Here is a 16,024-nt window from a genome sequence, read left to right as displayed (position 1 = left end):
GTTACTCCTCGTTGTTTTGTGCAAGCCATGCTTGCCAATCCTGTTCAAATTTTTCCATTTGCTTATGTTTTTTGCTTAACAAATGTTTGTCTTCATCTTCTTGTGCCATATAAGGACCTACGCGGCATAATGCACAGTGTTTATCACCTAAATAAGCGGGTAAAGTCAGCTTAGAGGTAATCTCGCTGTTCGTTTTTTCGCTAAAGACGTAGGTAATGCCACTGGTGTCTTTAACGTGCTTATCGCGGTCAACATTGCGAATTTTATAGTCAGGGAACAGGTTAATATCAAATGGCATTTGCCCCAAGTACTGACAATTAAGCCCTTGATTTAAGCTGCCTTCAATATTCCATTCGCGATAGGGTTTTACATCTTTAGAGGTGATGTAACACAGCATTGGGCCGTTTTTATTTAATGCGAATTGACTAGCGTAGTCTAAATAGCGATGCAACAAAGCACGGTTTAATACATTCATACCACCGAGTTTTGTATTTGCTTTAAATGCAGCTTCACCTACAAAAGCTGGAATGAGTGGAAATTGAAAAATTACCACATCAAAACGAGCATCTCCTAAGCGCAGCCACGAGTCAGATTTTGTTACATCAAACCCGGTAAGTGTTTGTATATTGAGTTGTTGCAAGGCGCTAAGTGCGTTGTCGGCATATTTTTGTTCTATGGTATTTGCATCATCATAGGTTGAAGCAACTAGCTTTTTAGGTTTTAAATGACTTGCTAAAGCATGCGAAAATGATAAATCACCATCGCCAACCGTTAATATGCGCCAACTTGGGTCTAAAAACATGCTGTTATTTGCCTTGTTCTGGCGGTGTTTCAACTGTAATTTCAGGGCAAAGTGCTAAGCGAGTTTTTAAACCTTCAATGGCAATTTGCTTAAAGATTAAGTTAAAACTAATCAAAACGGCAATAACGATATGAATAGGACCATGCGTAAAGCCTGCATCTGTATCAAAAAGCATTAATCCGAATAGCAAAAACATGGTTGCTAAAAATATTTCAATGAGCTGATTTGAATACAGCTTTAAAGAACCTTGGTTTTTGTGGTCTTTTTTGATGTGAATCGCACAAAAAAATGGGATCACTTTAATTTTGAAGTGAGCACTTTTTTCAACGTAATTTTCGCCGAGGTGGTCTAGCTTGGCGCGTAGTTGATCTATCATAGCAAGTCCTTAAAAATCTGAGCCGCGGATGTTACCGCAAACGCGAGAAAAGGGCTACTCAGGATAGATGCTCATGCCAATCACAAATATATGGCATACAAATACCACTGAGGTTAAAACGAATCGCATCTTTTGGTAATCAACATGATACGTTTGCCACTGCGGTGAGCTTTTTTCGAATAAAAGCACTAACCAAAAACTCGCTGCGAGCCAAGCCAGTGTCCAAGTTGCTGGTAAAAAGCTTAAAAAGCCAATCGGTAAGATAGGGATAATGGCTTTAATGGCATCAGCATGCGTCTGTTGGCCAGCATGCCATAAGTTACCAGCCATAAAGGCTAAAATAGCAATGCTATAATAAGTGAAAAAGTCTAAGTTGACAGCATTACTCCCTGCTATGAGTGGCCAGCCTACGCAGCCTAAAAACGGCAGTAAACCTAAGTAACCGAGTTGAATGTGATTAATAAACTTTTCCATAATGACCTTAAAACCGCTTAAATTAAAAAGCATACCTAACGGTATGCTTTTATCTTTTAACTATTTTATACCAGTTATGCGGCTAAAACGATCGCTTTGTTATTGGCGTAACTCACGACGTAAAATTTTGCCTACCGTTGACTTAGGCAGCTCCTCCATAAAAATGATTGATTTAGGCACTTTATAAGCACTTAAATTTTCGCGGCAGTAATCTGTGATTTGTTGTTCGTCTATATGCTCTTTTAAAGTAATGTAGGCGCATACACGTTCACCGGTTTTTTCATCTTTTGTTCCAATAACGGCCGCTTCACAGATGGCAGGGTGCTGACACAGTACATTTTCAACTTCGTTAGGGTACACGTTAAAGCCAGAAACAATAATCATGTCTTTTAAACGATCTACAATTTTGTAATTACCACTTGGCAATTTTAGGCCTATATCTCCGGTTTTGAAAAAGCCACGTTTCATGCAGTTATCGGTTTCATCTTGGCGTTGCCAGTAACCCATCATCACCTGTGGGCCTTTAACAACAATTTCGCCAGACTCACCGTCAGCAACAGGTTCATCATTTTCATCCCAAATCTCAACGGTAGTGTTTGATAATGGGCGGCCAATACTGCCAATTTCTTCTTTTTTAAAGTCGTTGAGCGTGGCAACAGGTGAGGTTTCTGATAAGCCATAGCCTTCTGTGATTGTACAACCTGTGGTGTTCATCCACGCATCAGCGGCTGCATGGGTTAGGGCTGCGCCGCCTGAGACGGTCATTTTTAGGTTCGAAAAATTCAGTGCCTTAAACTCAGGGTGCATACACAAACCAATAAATAGGGTGTTAATGCCTGAAAAGTAATTAATTTCATATGGTTCGATTTGCTTTACTAAGGCATCTAAATCACGAGGGTTTGGAATCAGTACATTAAATTGCCCCATGGCAAATAGACCAACCATATTCACAGTAAAGGCGTAAATATGATAAAGCGGTAGCGGGCAAATGCCTGTTTCTTGACCTGGCTTTAAAATGTCGTCAAAGCGCTCATTCATTTGCTCTGCATTGGCTAAAATATTGCCATGGCTTAGCATCGCAGCTTTTGCTATGCCTGTGGTTCCGCCTGTGTATTGTAAAACTGCAATATCATCGCGACTTGCTTGATGAGTATTAAGAGGGGCGAGTCTTTCACCTTGGTGAATGAGTTCATTTAACGAAAATTGACCTTCTTGCAATGTTGGCTCAGCAACCGCGGCTGCAACAATAACGGTTTTGATCGACGTATCATTGATAATGGTGGCTAATTTATCGGTAAGAGCATCAAGAATAACAATGGCTTTTACATCTGCATCATTAAACTGATGCAGCATTTCACGGGCAGTATAAAGTGGGTTGGTATTGACTACGATTAACCCTGCACGAAATGCTGCATAGGTAACAATAGGGTAATCAACAATATTAGGCAGTTGAATGGCTATTCGATCCCCTGCAACTAGGCCACTTTGTTGTTGAAACCACTGTGCTAAGTAACGAGACTGTTGCTCTACTTGAGCATAAGTGAGGGTTTTACCCGCACTATTGTAGGCAGGAAGGTCGGCATAAGTTTGACACGTATGCTCAATTAATTGCGTGAGGTTATCATGTGTGTTCATGGGAATTCCTTAGCGTGTTGTTCTTATAAGTTGTTGTTTTATGAGGCGATCCATTACTGAACCCATTATCCAATTCGGTAAATAACGGCTCATGATATAGGTTAGTTTAGATTGTAAGCCTAGGATCACCATTAATTTTTGTTTATCTAAGCTGTGTAACATTTGCTTAGCGATTTTAGCTGAGTTTACATCTGTGCTATGCGCTTTGTTTGTACACACTAAGCTGACTTTTATATTGCTTGGTTTTAATTTGAGTCGTAGCTTTTTGCTTAGAAGTAAAAGGGCTGGGTTGAGTGAAAGCTTGGTGGGCTCTGTTATCGGTGCAGTTAATGCCAAGTGACTGTTCATTTCAAGGTAGGGGGTGATCACAGTGGCAAAATGATGACTGACTAAACTATGTTTTTGAGTTAATTGCTCACTGTATTCAATACAAAAAGATGAACACTCAATGGCTAATTCAGGTTTGCCGATTGCAGCAATCGCATTGTTTACTTGGATCTGTAATGTTTCGATATCACAGATTCGTATTGCAAAAAATTCAACATACTGACAAAAATCTGCAAGTTTAGTTAAGCGTTGTTTAGTCTGTTCGCTGAAGTGTAAGTCAAATAAAGCTACATCGTCACCTCGAAGAATATATTGTTTGGCTAATTCGTACCCAACACCACTGTTGGCACCGGTAATAAACACTCTTTTTAACATTACATGACCACTAATTAGCAAAACTAGCTAATCAATATATATAAATTGTTAACAGAAAAATTAGCTTTATACGACCTGTTTTTAACTTTTTACGCCACTAAGATGAATGTGATTTACGATAATCTTTTGGAGGAATGCCATACCAGCGTTTGAATGCACGGGTAAACTCGCTGTAATTAGAAAAACTTAAGATATCTGAAATGTTCGATAAACTAAGGCTAGATTCAATTAAATATTGATGTGCTAAATTACAGCGTACGTCATCAACTAGCTCACGAAAAGTGGTACCGTGCTGAGTTAAATGACGCTGTAAGCTGCGTGCACTCATTGATAGTTTTTCGGCTATCAAGTTTATTCCAAACTCTTCATGAAGCAGATATTGTTTGATCAGCACCTCAACGTGATCAGACATGTTTTCCCGTTTGGTGTCTTTAAGATGGCCAATTTGTTGGCTAAGAATAGAAAATAACTGCTTGTCTGAATTTTTAATTGCAAGCTTTAGGTATTTTTTATCAAACACAAGCGCGGTATGTGCACAGTTGAATGCTGGCACTTGGCCCAGCGCTTGGCGGTAAACACTGGGGTTTTCATCGCAACTGTGGGGAAGCTCCAAGCGGTGCAGTTTTATTTTATCATCAGTTAATTGCTTTAATAAATTGACTCCGACACTCAAGGCCAAATCGGCACCATGATAAACACTTATTTTTAAATTACTGCGTATTAAGAACGATAGTTTTACGTAGTCTTGGCCAATTTCGAGTAACAAATCAGCGCTGTTTTGATGTACATGGTAGTACTTGGTTAAGTTTTTTAGTGCTGTTTCAAGGGTATCGCAATTTCCAATCAAATAACCCACAGAACCCAAAATGTTGAGACTTTGCCAACGACCTAGCTCTAGGCCGAAATAGGGTAGATTTAATTCTTTCGCTGTGATTTTTAACAACTCAATCAGTTGCTGATACTGAATAAAGTTATTGGGCTCTGTGAGTTGCTTTCGGTCTAACCCTACGTGCGATAACAGTGCATCAGGGTTGACCAATTTACTTTCAATCAGTTCGATATAGCCATGCAGGGCAGATACTCTAATTAAATCGGGGGCGTGTGTCTTACGAGGCATAATGTGTTCTTATTGAGTGCGCTGGCGTAAAAAGTAAAAAATATTACGCGAAAAGTAAAGTAAATACGGTCGTTAAAGTTTAACAATGTATTAACGGCAACAATGAATTGCTTTACTAATAAGCATTAAAGAGGGCACACACATGGCATTACCAGATATTATTAATCATCAAGATTTTTTATTAACGATCCATACAAATGATGAAAAGCTGATTAAAAACGCATTACCTGGCGTTCATATTTATCCACTCATGCTGGACTCTGAAAACGGTGTATGGGTATTACGCGTTTTATTTGAGCCAGGTACGGTATTACCAAAGCATTTTCATACTGGGGTTGTGCATTTATATACCTTGGCGGGCAGCTGGCACTACACAGAATACCCAGACGATTTACAAGTGGCTGGTAGCTATTTGTTTGAACCAGGCGGCTCGATTCATCAATTTCAAGTACCAGCAGACAACACTGAAGTGACAGATACCTTTATGGTGGTTATGGGATCAAACATTAACTTTGACCCTGATGGTAACTATATGAACATTATGGATGCTGGCTGGATTGAACAAGTGATGTTAGCGGCTGCAAAAGAGCAAGGAATTGAGCCTAAATACATTAAACCAAAGAGTTTATATGGCTTTACTAAGTAATTTTGCTCGGTGAGGATAAAGCCTTTGATTAGCTAACTAACTGAAGGCTTTGATATTTTTTCCTAAACCTGTAGTTCAATCTAAAAAACAAATTATTTTAATCTAAACAATCAATTTTATTTTAATCACTCAGACCTCTATTGTATTAATCAAGCAGACGCAAGGCTGCGTTAATTAAACTTTTTAAATACATCAATGAGGAAAAATATGAGCACTTCATTAATTAACACAAAATTACAACCATTCAATGCAACAGCTTACCACAACGGTGACTTTGTTGAGCTAACTGAAAAAGACGTGCTAGGTAAGTGGTCAATCTTCTTCTTCTACCCAGCAGATTTCACTTTCGTATGTCCTACAGAGCTTGGTGATGTTGCTGACTATTACGAGCAGCTTCAAGAAATGGGTGTTGAAGTTTACTCAGTATCAACTGACACGCACTTCACTCACAAAGCATGGCACGATACGTCTGACACAATTGGTAAAATCAAATTCCCAATGATTGGTGACCCTACAGGTCGCATTACACGTAACTTCGGTGTGATGATCGAAGACGAAGGTCTTGCTCTTCGCGGTACATTCGTAATGAACCCTGAAGGCGAAATCAAAGTAATCGAAACTCACGACTTAGGTATCGGCCGTAGCGCGAAAGAGTTAGTACGTAAAGTACAAGCTGCACAGTACATTGCTGACCACGATGGTGAAGTATGTCCTGCATCATGGCAGCCAGGTGAAGAGACACTTGCTCCTTCACTAGACCTAGTTGGCAAAATCTAATTTGCCACTGCATTAAACGATAGCAAAGTTTTGCTTTGCTATCTCAATGCAACCTTAATTGTCCATCACAACTCACATTAAGCACATTAGCGGGTGATGGGCAGTTACCCCTAAATTTTTCTAGATTATTTATTCTGAACTCAAGGGCTAAGCCATGTTAGATACGAATATCAAAAACCAATTAACAAGCCACTTTGCTTCTATTACCAGCCCTGTTGAGCTGCTTATCGCCTTGGATGACAGCAATAAATCAACAGAACTTAAAAACTTAGCAAACGATTTAGCGTCGTTAAGCGACAAATTTTCGGTGCGAGATAACCCTAACCAAGATGTGCGCCGTCCGTCTATGGTGGTGTCTTCACCTATAAACAATACGCAAATCACATTTGCGGGTGTGCCGATGGGCCACGAATTCACGAGCTTGATCCTTGCACTTCTTCACACAGGTGGTCATCCAAGTAAGGCATCAGAGACTGAAATTGAACAAATTAAATCATTACCTGGGCCGCTTAACTTTGAAGTGTATATTTCATTAAGTTGTCAAACATGTCCGCAAGTTGTGCAAGCACTTAACTTAATGGCAGCACACAACGAAAACATTACGGCTACGATGATTGACGGTGCCTTGTTCCAAGACGAAGTGAACGAGCGTAATGTGTTAGCAGTACCCGCTGTTTACTTAAATGGTGAGTTATTTAGTCAAGGCGCTGTAAACCTGACCGACATTTTAAACAAAGTGGATACCAAAGCGGCTGCACGCCAAGCCGAGGCACTAAACGACAAAGAGTTATTCGATGTACTTGTTGTGGGTGGTGGTCCGGCAGGGGCTTCTGCGGCAATTTATTCAGCACGTAAAGGCTTAAACACAGGTGTGGTTGCTGAGCGTTTTGGTGGTCAGGTATCAGACACCTTAGCCATTGAAAACTTTATCTCAGTTAAAGCGACCGAAGGCCCTAAATTAGTTGCACAACTTGAAGAGCATGTAAAAGAGTACGATGTTGATGTGATGCAAAACCAACGTGCAGCATCGCTTACTAAGCAAGGTAATTATCAAATCACCCTAGAAAATGGTGCAGTTTTAAATGCTAAATCAGTGGTATTAGCAACCGGTGCCCGCTGGCGTGAAATGAACGTACCAGGTGAGAAAGAGTATCGCGGTCATGGCGTTGCTTACTGTCCTCACTGTGATGGTCCGTTATTTAAAGGCAAAGCGGTAGCGGTTATCGGTGGTGGTAATTCAGGTATTGAAGCTGCAATTGACCTTGCAAACATTGTTGAGCATGTCACCGTGCTTGAATTTGCCGATACCTTACGAGCTGATGAAGTCCTTATTCGTAAAGCAAATAGCTTAAATAACATTACGATTATCAAAAACGCGCAAACGACAGAAGTTGTGGGTGATGGTAAACGAGTAACAGGCTTGAGCTATATTGACCGCATCTCTGGCGATGAAAAATCACTTGAGCTTGCAGGTATCTTTGTGCAAATAGGCTTGGTGCCAAACACTGAATGGTTAAAAGATTCAGAGCTATCACTGACTCGCTTTGGTGAAATCGAGATTGATAGCAAAGGTGCAACATCATTGCCGGGTGTTTATGCGGCAGGTGATGCCACGACAACGCCGTTTAAACAAATCATTATTGCAATGGGCAGTGGTGCAACGGCAAGTTTAGGTGCATTTGATTACTTAATTCGTCACAGCGATGAGACTCAAAGCACGGAAGATGCAGCCTAATTAGTTGTATTAATAATGACTCTTGATTAGGCAGCTTTACACCCATAGCTGCCGTTTTAAAGCCGCCCTCTCCAAAGGCGGCTTTGCTTTTTATTAATCCAGCTATTGATACTGGGCTGCGGTTATAAATTCCTCAAAACTTTCACACCAAATAATCACGGTATTGTAATCGCTGACATCAATACCTTGTGGTACAACTAATTTAAAGCCATTGAACGAACGCACTCCTGCAACACGCTGCATGGTGCCTTTTTGTGCTAAGAAATCGGCTTCGTTATCAATAAAATTGCGTGATAAATACAATTGGTAATCAGGGCCAGGTGATAGCTCACCTTGCATTGAGATTGCATCATTGGTTAAGTAGACTGTGCCGTTTCCATAGTGAAAACGATCAGACCCCGCTAAGTTAGGTTTAAATTCACCACTGAATAAAGCACGGTTTTTGTGTTGCGTTAGGGTGCTTGAGCTAGGAGCGGGTGTTTCAGTCAAAATAGGTAAGCTGTATATTCCAGTGAAAAAACCGGCTGCAAAAATGATAATGACAGCCATCAACATCAGTAATTTTTTGAGCATTATTGTTACTCCATGTTAGTGAGTGTTATTGCGTGTCGCTGATTGAGTTTAAATTGCTTTTCTACATCACCAAAATAATGCAAATATAATGCTTCAAGCTCGCCTGATTTTGCGAGTTTTTGCATGCCTTGCTCAAGAAGATCTCTGACTTCAGTGTTCTCTTTGCTTAAATAAAAATAATAGTGACTTGGGTATTGCAGCATAATTTGTGGCGCAATAGCAAAATCAAATGATTGTAATTTGTTAAATTCTGACTCGATAGCCAACACAGAGCGAGGGAAGTAATCACCCAAGCCTGCTTCTAAGGCTTTGAGCATTCCTTGGTAGTCTAACTCGCCATTAACTCTCAATCCATTCGCTTTTAAAATAGTGTAATCAGACCAGCTTTGTTGCTGTAAACCTATAAATGGTTTTAGTTCGTTAAGGTGGGTAATGTGTTTGAAGGTTTCTTGGTCTTCTTTACGAATAATTAATAAGCGTTTTCCATGCAGCCCTTTGTACAAAGGAATTGTTGTTCTAATAAGTGTGTTAGGTTGACCGTAAGGCATTGATAACCATGCAAGAGTAATCGTTTTATTGTGACTTAACTGTTCTATAATTCGCTTATTGTTCATGGGCTTTACGTTATACATTAAGGTGACATCAGCACCCATTACGGCAAAGCTTTTTTCTAAAATTGCATGGATATATTGGTTTTTTGTGGCATCGGTATAATTAGGTTTGGCAAGTTGAATAACAAGTCTTTCGTGAGCTGTGTTTGAAAAGCTGAACAGAGCAAAATAAAAAATACACAATAAAATGGCTCTGTTCATGGCTATACTTTTGTTAATATGACTAAATTATTTAAATTTACACTTTAAAAACATGTACTTGTTGCTGTAAGCGCGATGCTAATGAAGCCAATTCTTGGCTTGCTTGCGCATTTTGCTGAGAGCTTTCGCTTACCAGTGAAATACTACTACTAAACTCGTTAATATTACAACTTAGTTCATTAGCGACAGTGGTTTGTTCATCGGTTGCAGTCGAAACCTGATTATTCATCTCAGCTATTTGAGCCATCTCTTGCGTTATTTCAGCTAAAAGTTGTGATGATCGTTCTGCATATTCAACACTTTGCTTTGCACTGTCATCTGCGTTCCCCATGGCACTAACAGCTTGTTGTGCCATAGATTGTAACTTAGTGATCATGTCATTGATACTTGCGGTTGCTTTTTGTGTATTATGAGCTAATTGCCTTACCTCGTCAGCAACGACAGCAAAGCCTCGACCAGACTCACCGGCTCGTGCCGCTTCTATTGCTGCATTAAGAGCAAGTAAATTAGTTTGTTCAGCGACACCCTGAATCATCATAACAACTTGATTGATATCGGTTGATTGTGTGTTTAACTCATTGATAAGTTGGGTATTGGCATTGACGATATGTGATAAATGATTGATTGCATCGATATTCTCTTGCACCGACTTTTGCCCAAGCTTTGCAGTATGATCTGTGTGAGATGCTTTTTCTGATGTTGCTAATGCATTTGCAGCGACTTGTTCAATTGCACTACTCATTTGCGTAATGGCGGTCGCTATCATCGCAGACTGATGCTCTTGTTCAGTGGCTGTGCTGGCAACTTGGTCGCTGATTGAGTTCATCTGTTCTGCCGCAGAAGAGAGCGTGAGCGTTGCGCTTGTTACATCGTTTACAAGGGCGTGAATGCGCTCCATCATGGCATTAAAATGGTGTGCGGCTTGCGCAATTTCGTCGCTGCCATGAGGTTGTGCGCGAAGTCGTAAGTCGGCATTTTCAGAGATAGAGCCAATTGTTTCACTGAGCGAAAGTAGTGGGTTATGAATCGAACGATAAATGATAAAGGCTATAAATAATAAGAGAATAATAAGTATTATGATGGATGCTGTCATCGCAATACTTACTTGGCTAAAGTCTTTGTCTGCAGACATTTTAAATTTATTTGCCTCAGTAATTTGTAAATCAATTAACCCTTGGTAGCTGGCACTTAGTGGATCAAATACATCATATAACTCTTTGACGAATGTATCTGAAGGGATTGCCTTAAACTCATCATTTTTAACTTGATTCAATAAAGCCGTCAGTTTTTGTTGGACCACAGTTAAGCGCTTTTCTACAACGCTAACGAGCCGCGCCTCTTCTGTCGTAAGCTTTGTACTTAGGTAACTTTGCCATTTTCTATCAGCGATATTCTTTGCTTCAGTAACTGAAGTCAAAAACTCACTTTTAGCTATTTGATTCGCGCGGTACTTATGAAATAAATCAACAATATTAACTGCATAGTTGTCAGACACTGACTTTATCTGCTCAAGTGGGACGACCCTGTCTTCATATAAGCTGTCTATCCCTTTGACCATACTCGACATTATAGACATTGCAAAAAATGAAGTGATCACAAAAACAGTAACCGGTAACAAAGCCAAAACGGCTAATCGCGTACGAACGGTGTAGTTATTTAACATGGTTGGAATACAAACTTTAATAAGGACTTATTATTAAAGCTAATAGAGAAATGTATTTAATCAAGTTTTTGCAATAGTAAATGTGAGAGCGGTTGAATAGACGGTGTACAAGATGGGACTACTAAAGCTTTTAGTACTAGTTTTAGTTTTGAACTTTAAGTAGCTTATTGCCTTCAATGTACAAAGTATCGCCATCCCAACCTTGAAATATTGCGGGGTTAATGTGATCTATGGCAGTACTTCCTCTAGGAGATAGTCTCATTCCTCCCTCATAAGCAATATCTCCGGATGCATAATATATTTTGGCAAAGTATTCATTTGGCTCTAAATTTTTATTTTTTGCAATTAAGACAAATACACCGCCGTCCAAACCGCCCACCCAAAATGCTTTATCTGGTACTGCACTTGGTTTTTTCGGTACATCAAGATCGATTTGTTGAGCATCGCAAGCACAGAGAAATAACATGGTTAATACTAAAAGCAGTATTTTTTTCATTTAATCTCTCCTAACCCTTCTATTTTTAGAGTTTTACTTTTTGGAACATATATGAAAACGGTTAAGCTAGATTCATTTGCAGGGCTTTGATTTATTTTTAAGCCGCTTGAGTTAAAAATTGTTGCCCTGCATCAATGCCCATACTGTATCCCGAAGATAATTTGGCAAACGATTTGGTGGTACGGCCGACAGCAAATGTAGGTGGCGGAGCAATAATATCAATATGACAATCACTAGGTGGGTTCATTATAAAATCAATGCTCTGATTGTAGTTTTCGGCACGATGTAACGTGGCCATAGCAAGCGCGGGGTTGTCTTTGTACAGGCGTTTTACAAGCCAAGGGGCTTTTGATGGTTTTTTCTTGTAGCCTAAAGGTTGAGAGAGAATAACTGTTATATCTTTATTACCCATTTCATAAGCTTTTCGAACTGGAATAGAGTCAGCAACACCGCCATCAGCAAGCTGTAGATTGTTCACTATTGGGTATTGACGATAAGCAATAGGCAAAGCACAGGATGCTTTTAATTGCTCTTCGAGGGACTGAGCATGACCTTTTAGGTATTCTGCTTTTCCAGTGTTTATGTTGGTGGCAACAATGTAAAACTCAGCAGCTTGCTTCTCAAAGGTTTCTAAATCGAGACGAATATCTCGCATGGTTTCTTGCCATAGCCAATCTAAATCAAATAAATGGCCACCTTTAATAAAACGAACAAAATCAATGAACTCTGGACGGCACGAATAATCAGTAATAACGGCATGGTTACGTTTGTATTGAGCACATAAGTAAGCTGCAATATTTGTCGCTCCCGCCGATACACCATAACATTGTTTGAAAGGTTGATAGTGCGCTTCTAAAAAGGCATCAAGTACCCCTGTAGCAAAAATACCGCGCATAGCGCCGCCTTCTACAACCAGAGCTTTGTTAATTGTCATAATAGCTACCTTGCTTTCAAACTGTTTATACCCAAACCATAGCAAACACAGGCTAAAAACAAAATAGAGTTTTGGCTCTAGTTATAAAAAATTGCATTTGCTCATTTTGCTACAACTAAATAACCATAAATGTGTGTACTTAAATAATATACATAGGAAAAAAGAGAAGTAGCTTGCTTATGTAAATGCGCCCCAAGTTAGGCGCATAAATAGAGGGATGATCAGCTTTGGAGTTTTTTCAAAGTATGGGCTTGTTTATTCTCATGGGCATTAAATAAGGTACAAAACACATAACCTGTTATAAACATTAGTATGCTGTATGTAGCACCCGGAATGGCCATGACTGAGTTATTAATTAAGCTACTGGCGATTAGAATGGCGAGCGTACCATTTTGTAGCCCCACTTCTACCGCAATGCTCATTTGCTGTTTATGAGAAAGGCCCGATAATTTGGCAAAGAATAATCCTAGTAATAGCGTGCTTATGTTCAATGTGAAGGTCGCAATGCCACTGGCTGCAAAAAAGCCTAACATTTGTTCCGCATTTTTATAGATGATTGCTAAAACGATAATCACTAAAAAGATACTAGAAAAGCGCCGTATTATGGGTTCAATTTTCAAGCTAATCAGTGAGTTATAATGATTGAACAGCATCCCAAGGCTAACGGGTAACACGGTTATAATTAGCATTTGAGAGATTGTTTTTATAATAGGTAACTGAAACTCATGACCTGGAACACTAAATTGTTCCATTGCGAAATGCAGTATCAGTGGCAAGGTAAATGGTGAGATGAATGTTGCTAGAGTCGTGAGGCTTATTGATAAAGCAACATCTCCTTTGAATAAGTAGGTATATAAGTTTGATGTTACGCCACCTGGGCAGCAAGCAACGAGTATTAAGCCAATAGCTAGCTCAGGTGGTAAGTTCAAGCTTATCGCTAACAAAAAGGCGACAGCAGGTAAAAGTAATAGTTGGCAGCTTAAGCCTATAGTCAAGGCCTTAGGGCTTATGAACAAAGCCCCAAAATCTTTCTTTTTTAGCCCAAGACCCATGCCAAACATAATGATAAACAGCGCTAAAGGAAGCACTATTTTAGTCATAATATCTATTTGCATGGCAAATCCTTATTGATTGTAGCTTGGGCTTCTTTCATCCAGTAAACGCAACAACGCAGGCCATGCAATTGCACCACCAAGCCCCTTTGTGGCTATGTCAGTTTGGCCTTTAATACCGTTTATAATGCTACTTGGCACTTGCACGAGTTGTTCGGTATTTTGTGAAGTACGGGTTTGTATGGCGCACGCTGCTTCAAATACATACATAAACAAGAAAGCATCAGCGACGGTTTTTCCTGTTGTTAATAGGCCATGGTTGCGCAGCATTAAGAAGTTGTTCGTGCCTAAATCATTTACTAAACGGTCTTGTTCAGCAGGGTTCAAGGCAATGCCTTCGTAGTCGTGGTAGCTAAGCCCTGAATGAACAACAACAGCTTGTTGAGAAATAGGTAATAAACCTTCTTTGTTGGCTGATACCGCAGTGCCATTGAGTGAATGTGTGTGTATTACGCAATGGGCATCTTCTCGTGCCATATGAATACAGCTATGAATATTGAAGCCCGCAGGATTAACAGGGTATTCGCTGTCATGTAATTTATTACACTGCTGATCCACTTTAATGAGACTCGATGCTGTGATTTCGTGAAACATCATGCCGTAAGGGTTTATTAAAAACTCGTTGTCTGTGCCAGGTACACGCATAGAAATATGCGTAAAAATGAGGTCATCCCAGCCATATAAAGCAACAAGGCGGTAAGCGGCCGCAAGTTCAACGCGAGCTTGCCATTCTTGCTCTGATACTGTGTGTTTTATAGTCATAGTTACTTCCTAAAATGGGACCTTACGAACAATAATGTCTTTAAACATCACCCAGTCGCCAATAAAGCTATAAAAAGGGTGAGTAAATGTGGCGGGGCGGTTTTTTTCAAAAAAGAAGTGACCTACCCAAGCAAAACCGTAGCCGATTAGCGGGCAGAAAATGAGCCAACTGTATTGTTGTTGGTAAAGTGCAGCAAATAAGATAGCCAACACAAACCAGCTGCCAATGAAGTGTAAGCGTCGACATACCTTATTTTTGTGTTCTTGTAAGTAGTAAGGGTAAAACTCTTTAAAGTTCGCGAACTCGCGTTTACTTGCGACGGTGCCCATATTGTTGTCTCCGTTGTTAATTACAGGTTAACAATAGGCTTTTATTTTCTAACTTACTTGATATTATAGGTCATTAAATTGTTTGTTTGAGACACGTATGCGTACCTTATCAAGCTGGTGGCTACGCGCCATGGCTGAGTCATTCAAGTGGCAAGGTTTACCCATCAATGCGCTATTTTCACAAGCTCATATATCGCTGAATGATCTAAGCAGCCAAACAGCTCGTTATCCGCAAGCCAGTGTTAGTACGCTTTGGAAGCAAGCTCAGGCGATGTTGCCTGATATTCATTTAGGCATATATGTTGGTAGTAATATGAATGTGCGAGCCATACCTGTGGTAGGGATGGCGATTATTCAGTCAACGCAATTACTCAGTGCCTTCCGGCTTATTTTACGCTATCAAAAGTTGATGGGTGATACGCATAATGTGTCGTTAATTGATCATGGTGCTGAGTATGAATTGCGCTTTAATTTCAGTGATGGTGAGCGTGATATGTCATTGTTAAGTTACGAGGCACCAATGGCATTTTGTTTGAAAATAGCACGTACCGTAAAAGGAAAAAACTGGCATCCATCGCGTATTTGTTTACAGCGCAAAGAGCATCTTGCTGAAATAAACGAGCATTTTAATTGCCCTGTCGAGTACGGATCCAAAACTCACAGCTTATTTTTTTGTGAGCAAACCGATGCGCAACCATTTATTGCGGGTCAAATCAAAGTTGCTACACAAAGTAATGTGAGTCATGTTTTGCGTATTTTACTTGAAGAGCATTTAACCTTAGGGGAGTGTGGTTGCAAAGATATGGCAAAGGCGCTCAATATGAGTGAAAAAACTTTGCAACGGCGTCTTGCTAAAGAAGGAACTAACTTCAGTCAAGAACTGGCGAATTTAAGGCAACAAAGAAGCACTACACTTTTAGTTGAAACAGACTTATCACTCACTGAAATAGCGTTTTTATGTGGTTACTCAGAAGTGAGCGCATTTTATCATGCATTCAATCGTTGGCACGGAATGTCACCAAAAATATACAGACAACAAATAAAGATGCATGAATAAACCGAGTGCATTGCAGCACTC

General features: G+C 39.9%; 18 protein-coding genes. 4 read left to right on the top strand and 14 right to left on the bottom strand.

What is annotated here, in order from left to right; translation table 11 throughout:
• Position 1: 1 nt before the first annotated feature.
• From NYF15_RS04280 to NYF15_RS04255, 6 genes are all read right to left on the bottom strand, one after another.
• Positions 2-802, bottom strand: coding sequence for a class I SAM-dependent methyltransferase (locus NYF15_RS04280; RefSeq protein WP_371352891.1), 801 nt, complete (start codon positions 800-802; stop codon positions 2-4).
• A gap of 4 nt (positions 803-806) precedes the next feature.
• Positions 807-1,178: a hypothetical protein gene (locus NYF15_RS04275; protein ID WP_371352890.1), complete on the bottom strand. Its 372-nt coding sequence runs from the start codon at positions 1,176-1,178 to the stop codon at positions 807-809.
• Positions 1,179-1,232: 54 nt separating this feature from the next.
• The gene (locus NYF15_RS04270; RefSeq protein WP_237127335.1) at positions 1,233-1,652 is read right to left on the bottom strand and encodes a DUF3429 domain-containing protein; all 420 of its coding nucleotides are present in this window, start codon (positions 1,650-1,652) and stop codon (positions 1,233-1,235) included.
• A gap of 99 nt (positions 1,653-1,751) precedes the next feature.
• Entirely contained in the window at positions 1,752-3,287 is a 1,536-nt protein-coding gene (locus NYF15_RS04265) for a long-chain fatty acid--CoA ligase (RefSeq protein WP_371352889.1), read from the bottom strand.
• Between the two features lie 9 nt (positions 3,288-3,296).
• Positions 3,297-3,989: a hypothetical protein gene (locus NYF15_RS04260; protein ID WP_371352888.1), complete on the bottom strand. Its 693-nt coding sequence runs from the start codon at positions 3,987-3,989 to the stop codon at positions 3,297-3,299.
• Positions 3,990-4,086: 97 nt separating this feature from the next.
• Positions 4,087-5,106 carry an AraC family transcriptional regulator gene (locus tag NYF15_RS04255; protein WP_371352887.1) on the bottom strand — a complete coding sequence of 340 codons (1,020 nt, stop codon included), beginning with the start codon at positions 5,104-5,106 and terminating at the stop codon, positions 4,087-4,089.
• 142 nt (positions 5,107-5,248) lie between these two features.
• On the opposite strand from NYF15_RS04255, the gene NYF15_RS04250 reads away from it, so the two are divergent.
• The 3 genes from NYF15_RS04250 to ahpF all read left to right on the top strand — a co-directional run bounded on the left by NYF15_RS04250 (position 5,249) and on the right by ahpF (position 8,264).
• The gene (locus tag NYF15_RS04250; RefSeq protein ID WP_237119082.1) at positions 5,249-5,752 is read left to right on the top strand and encodes a 2,4'-dihydroxyacetophenone dioxygenase family protein; all 504 of its coding nucleotides are present in this window, start codon (positions 5,249-5,251) and stop codon (positions 5,750-5,752) included.
• 207 nt (positions 5,753-5,959) lie between these two features.
• Complete coding sequence (ahpC, locus tag NYF15_RS04245) at positions 5,960-6,529, top strand: alkyl hydroperoxide reductase subunit C (protein WP_130152382.1); 570 nt, start codon at positions 5,960-5,962, stop codon at positions 6,527-6,529.
• A 154-nt stretch (positions 6,530-6,683) separates the two neighbouring features.
• Positions 6,684-8,264, top strand: a complete 1,581-nt coding sequence (ahpF, locus tag NYF15_RS04240; protein WP_130152381.1) for an alkyl hydroperoxide reductase subunit F — start codon at positions 6,684-6,686, stop codon at positions 8,262-8,264.
• A gap of 102 nt (positions 8,265-8,366) precedes the next feature.
• Here the strand turns inward: ahpF and NYF15_RS04235 are convergent, their stop codons facing one another.
• The 8 genes from NYF15_RS04235 to NYF15_RS04200 form a co-directional block, all read right to left on the bottom strand.
• Positions 8,367-8,837, bottom strand: a complete 471-nt coding sequence (locus NYF15_RS04235; RefSeq protein ID WP_371352886.1) for a DM13 domain-containing protein — start codon at positions 8,835-8,837, stop codon at positions 8,367-8,369.
• Positions 8,838-8,842: 5 nt separating this feature from the next.
• Positions 8,843-9,649, bottom strand: a complete 807-nt coding sequence (locus NYF15_RS04230; protein WP_371352885.1) for a substrate-binding periplasmic protein — start codon at positions 9,647-9,649, stop codon at positions 8,843-8,845.
• Between the two features lie 37 nt (positions 9,650-9,686).
• On the bottom strand, positions 9,687-11,312 hold the full coding sequence (locus tag NYF15_RS04225; RefSeq protein ID WP_237119079.1) for a methyl-accepting chemotaxis protein: 1,626 nt from the start codon (positions 11,310-11,312) through the stop codon (positions 9,687-9,689).
• A gap of 142 nt (positions 11,313-11,454) precedes the next feature.
• Complete coding sequence (locus NYF15_RS04220; RefSeq protein WP_371352884.1) at positions 11,455-11,808, bottom strand: hypothetical protein; 354 nt, start codon at positions 11,806-11,808, stop codon at positions 11,455-11,457.
• A gap of 97 nt (positions 11,809-11,905) precedes the next feature.
• Positions 11,906-12,742, bottom strand: a complete 837-nt coding sequence (locus NYF15_RS04215) for a patatin family protein (RefSeq protein WP_130152376.1) — start codon at positions 12,740-12,742, stop codon at positions 11,906-11,908.
• A 221-nt stretch (positions 12,743-12,963) separates the two neighbouring features.
• Positions 12,964-13,857: a bile acid:sodium symporter family protein gene (locus NYF15_RS04210; RefSeq protein ID WP_371352883.1), complete on the bottom strand. Its 894-nt coding sequence runs from the start codon at positions 13,855-13,857 to the stop codon at positions 12,964-12,966.
• Between the two features lie 9 nt (positions 13,858-13,866).
• Positions 13,867-14,616 (bottom strand): class II aldolase/adducin family protein, encoded by a 750-nt coding sequence (locus tag NYF15_RS04205; protein WP_371352882.1) that lies wholly within the window; start codon positions 14,614-14,616, stop codon positions 13,867-13,869.
• Positions 14,617-14,625: 9 nt separating this feature from the next.
• A complete protein-coding gene (locus tag NYF15_RS04200) occupies positions 14,626-14,946 on the bottom strand; it encodes a DUF962 domain-containing protein (RefSeq protein WP_062567566.1) in 321 nt (106 codons plus the stop codon).
• Between the two features lie 82 nt (positions 14,947-15,028).
• Here NYF15_RS04200 and NYF15_RS04195 point away from each other — a divergent pair, with 82 nt between their 5' ends.
• On the top strand, positions 15,029-16,003 hold the full coding sequence (locus NYF15_RS04195) for an AraC family transcriptional regulator ligand-binding domain-containing protein (protein WP_371352881.1): 975 nt from the start codon (positions 15,029-15,031) through the stop codon (positions 16,001-16,003).
• Positions 16,004-16,024: the final 21 nt, after the last annotated feature.

This window comes from Pseudoalteromonas sp. 68 DY56-GL68 (genome assembly GCF_041414825.1).
Taxonomy (GTDB): domain Bacteria; phylum Pseudomonadota; class Gammaproteobacteria; order Enterobacterales; family Alteromonadaceae; genus Pseudoalteromonas.
This window is presented reverse-complemented; position numbering and strand designations above follow the sequence as displayed.

What these genes read in the sequence shown, in the direction of transcription:
- NYF15_RS04275 (WP_371352890.1), bottom strand. Translation starts at nt 1,178, where the DNA reads ATGATAGATCAACTACGCGCCAAGCTAGACCACCTCGGCGAAAATTAC.
- NYF15_RS04225 (WP_237119079.1), bottom strand. Translation starts at nt 11,312, where the DNA reads ATGTTAAATAACTACACCGTTCGTACGCGATTAGCCGTTTTGGCTTTG.
- ahpC (WP_130152382.1), top strand. Translation starts at nt 5,960, where the DNA reads ATGAGCACTTCATTAATTAACACAAAATTACAACCATTCAATGCAACA.
- NYF15_RS04250 (WP_237119082.1), top strand. Translation starts at nt 5,249, where the DNA reads ATGGCATTACCAGATATTATTAATCATCAAGATTTTTTATTAACGATC.
- ahpF (WP_130152381.1), top strand. Translation starts at nt 6,684, where the DNA reads ATGTTAGATACGAATATCAAAAACCAATTAACAAGCCACTTTGCTTCT.
- NYF15_RS04230 (WP_371352885.1), bottom strand. Translation starts at nt 9,649, where the DNA reads ATGAACAGAGCCATTTTATTGTGTATTTTTTATTTTGCTCTGTTCAGC.
- NYF15_RS04210 (WP_371352883.1), bottom strand. Translation starts at nt 13,857, where the DNA reads ATGCAAATAGATATTATGACTAAAATAGTGCTTCCTTTAGCGCTGTTT.
- NYF15_RS04255 (WP_371352887.1), bottom strand. Translation starts at nt 5,106, where the DNA reads ATGCCTCGTAAGACACACGCCCCCGATTTAATTAGAGTATCTGCCCTG.
- NYF15_RS04280 (WP_371352891.1), bottom strand. Translation starts at nt 802, where the DNA reads ATGTTTTTAGACCCAAGTTGGCGCATATTAACGGTTGGCGATGGTGAT.
- NYF15_RS04260 (WP_371352888.1), bottom strand. Translation starts at nt 3,989, where the DNA reads ATGTTAAAAAGAGTGTTTATTACCGGTGCCAACAGTGGTGTTGGGTAC.
- NYF15_RS04215 (WP_130152376.1), bottom strand. Translation starts at nt 12,742, where the DNA reads ATGACAATTAACAAAGCTCTGGTTGTAGAAGGCGGCGCTATGCGCGGT.
- NYF15_RS04220 (WP_371352884.1), bottom strand. Translation starts at nt 11,808, where the DNA reads ATGAAAAAAATACTGCTTTTAGTATTAACCATGTTATTTCTCTGTGCT.
- NYF15_RS04270 (WP_237127335.1), bottom strand. Translation starts at nt 1,652, where the DNA reads ATGGAAAAGTTTATTAATCACATTCAACTCGGTTACTTAGGTTTACTG.
- NYF15_RS04200 (WP_062567566.1), bottom strand. Translation starts at nt 14,946, where the DNA reads ATGGGCACCGTCGCAAGTAAACGCGAGTTCGCGAACTTTAAAGAGTTT.
- NYF15_RS04235 (WP_371352886.1), bottom strand. Translation starts at nt 8,837, where the DNA reads ATGCTCAAAAAATTACTGATGTTGATGGCTGTCATTATCATTTTTGCA.
- NYF15_RS04265 (WP_371352889.1), bottom strand. Translation starts at nt 3,287, where the DNA reads ATGAACACACATGATAACCTCACGCAATTAATTGAGCATACGTGTCAA.
- NYF15_RS04205 (WP_371352882.1), bottom strand. Translation starts at nt 14,616, where the DNA reads ATGACTATAAAACACACAGTATCAGAGCAAGAATGGCAAGCTCGCGTT.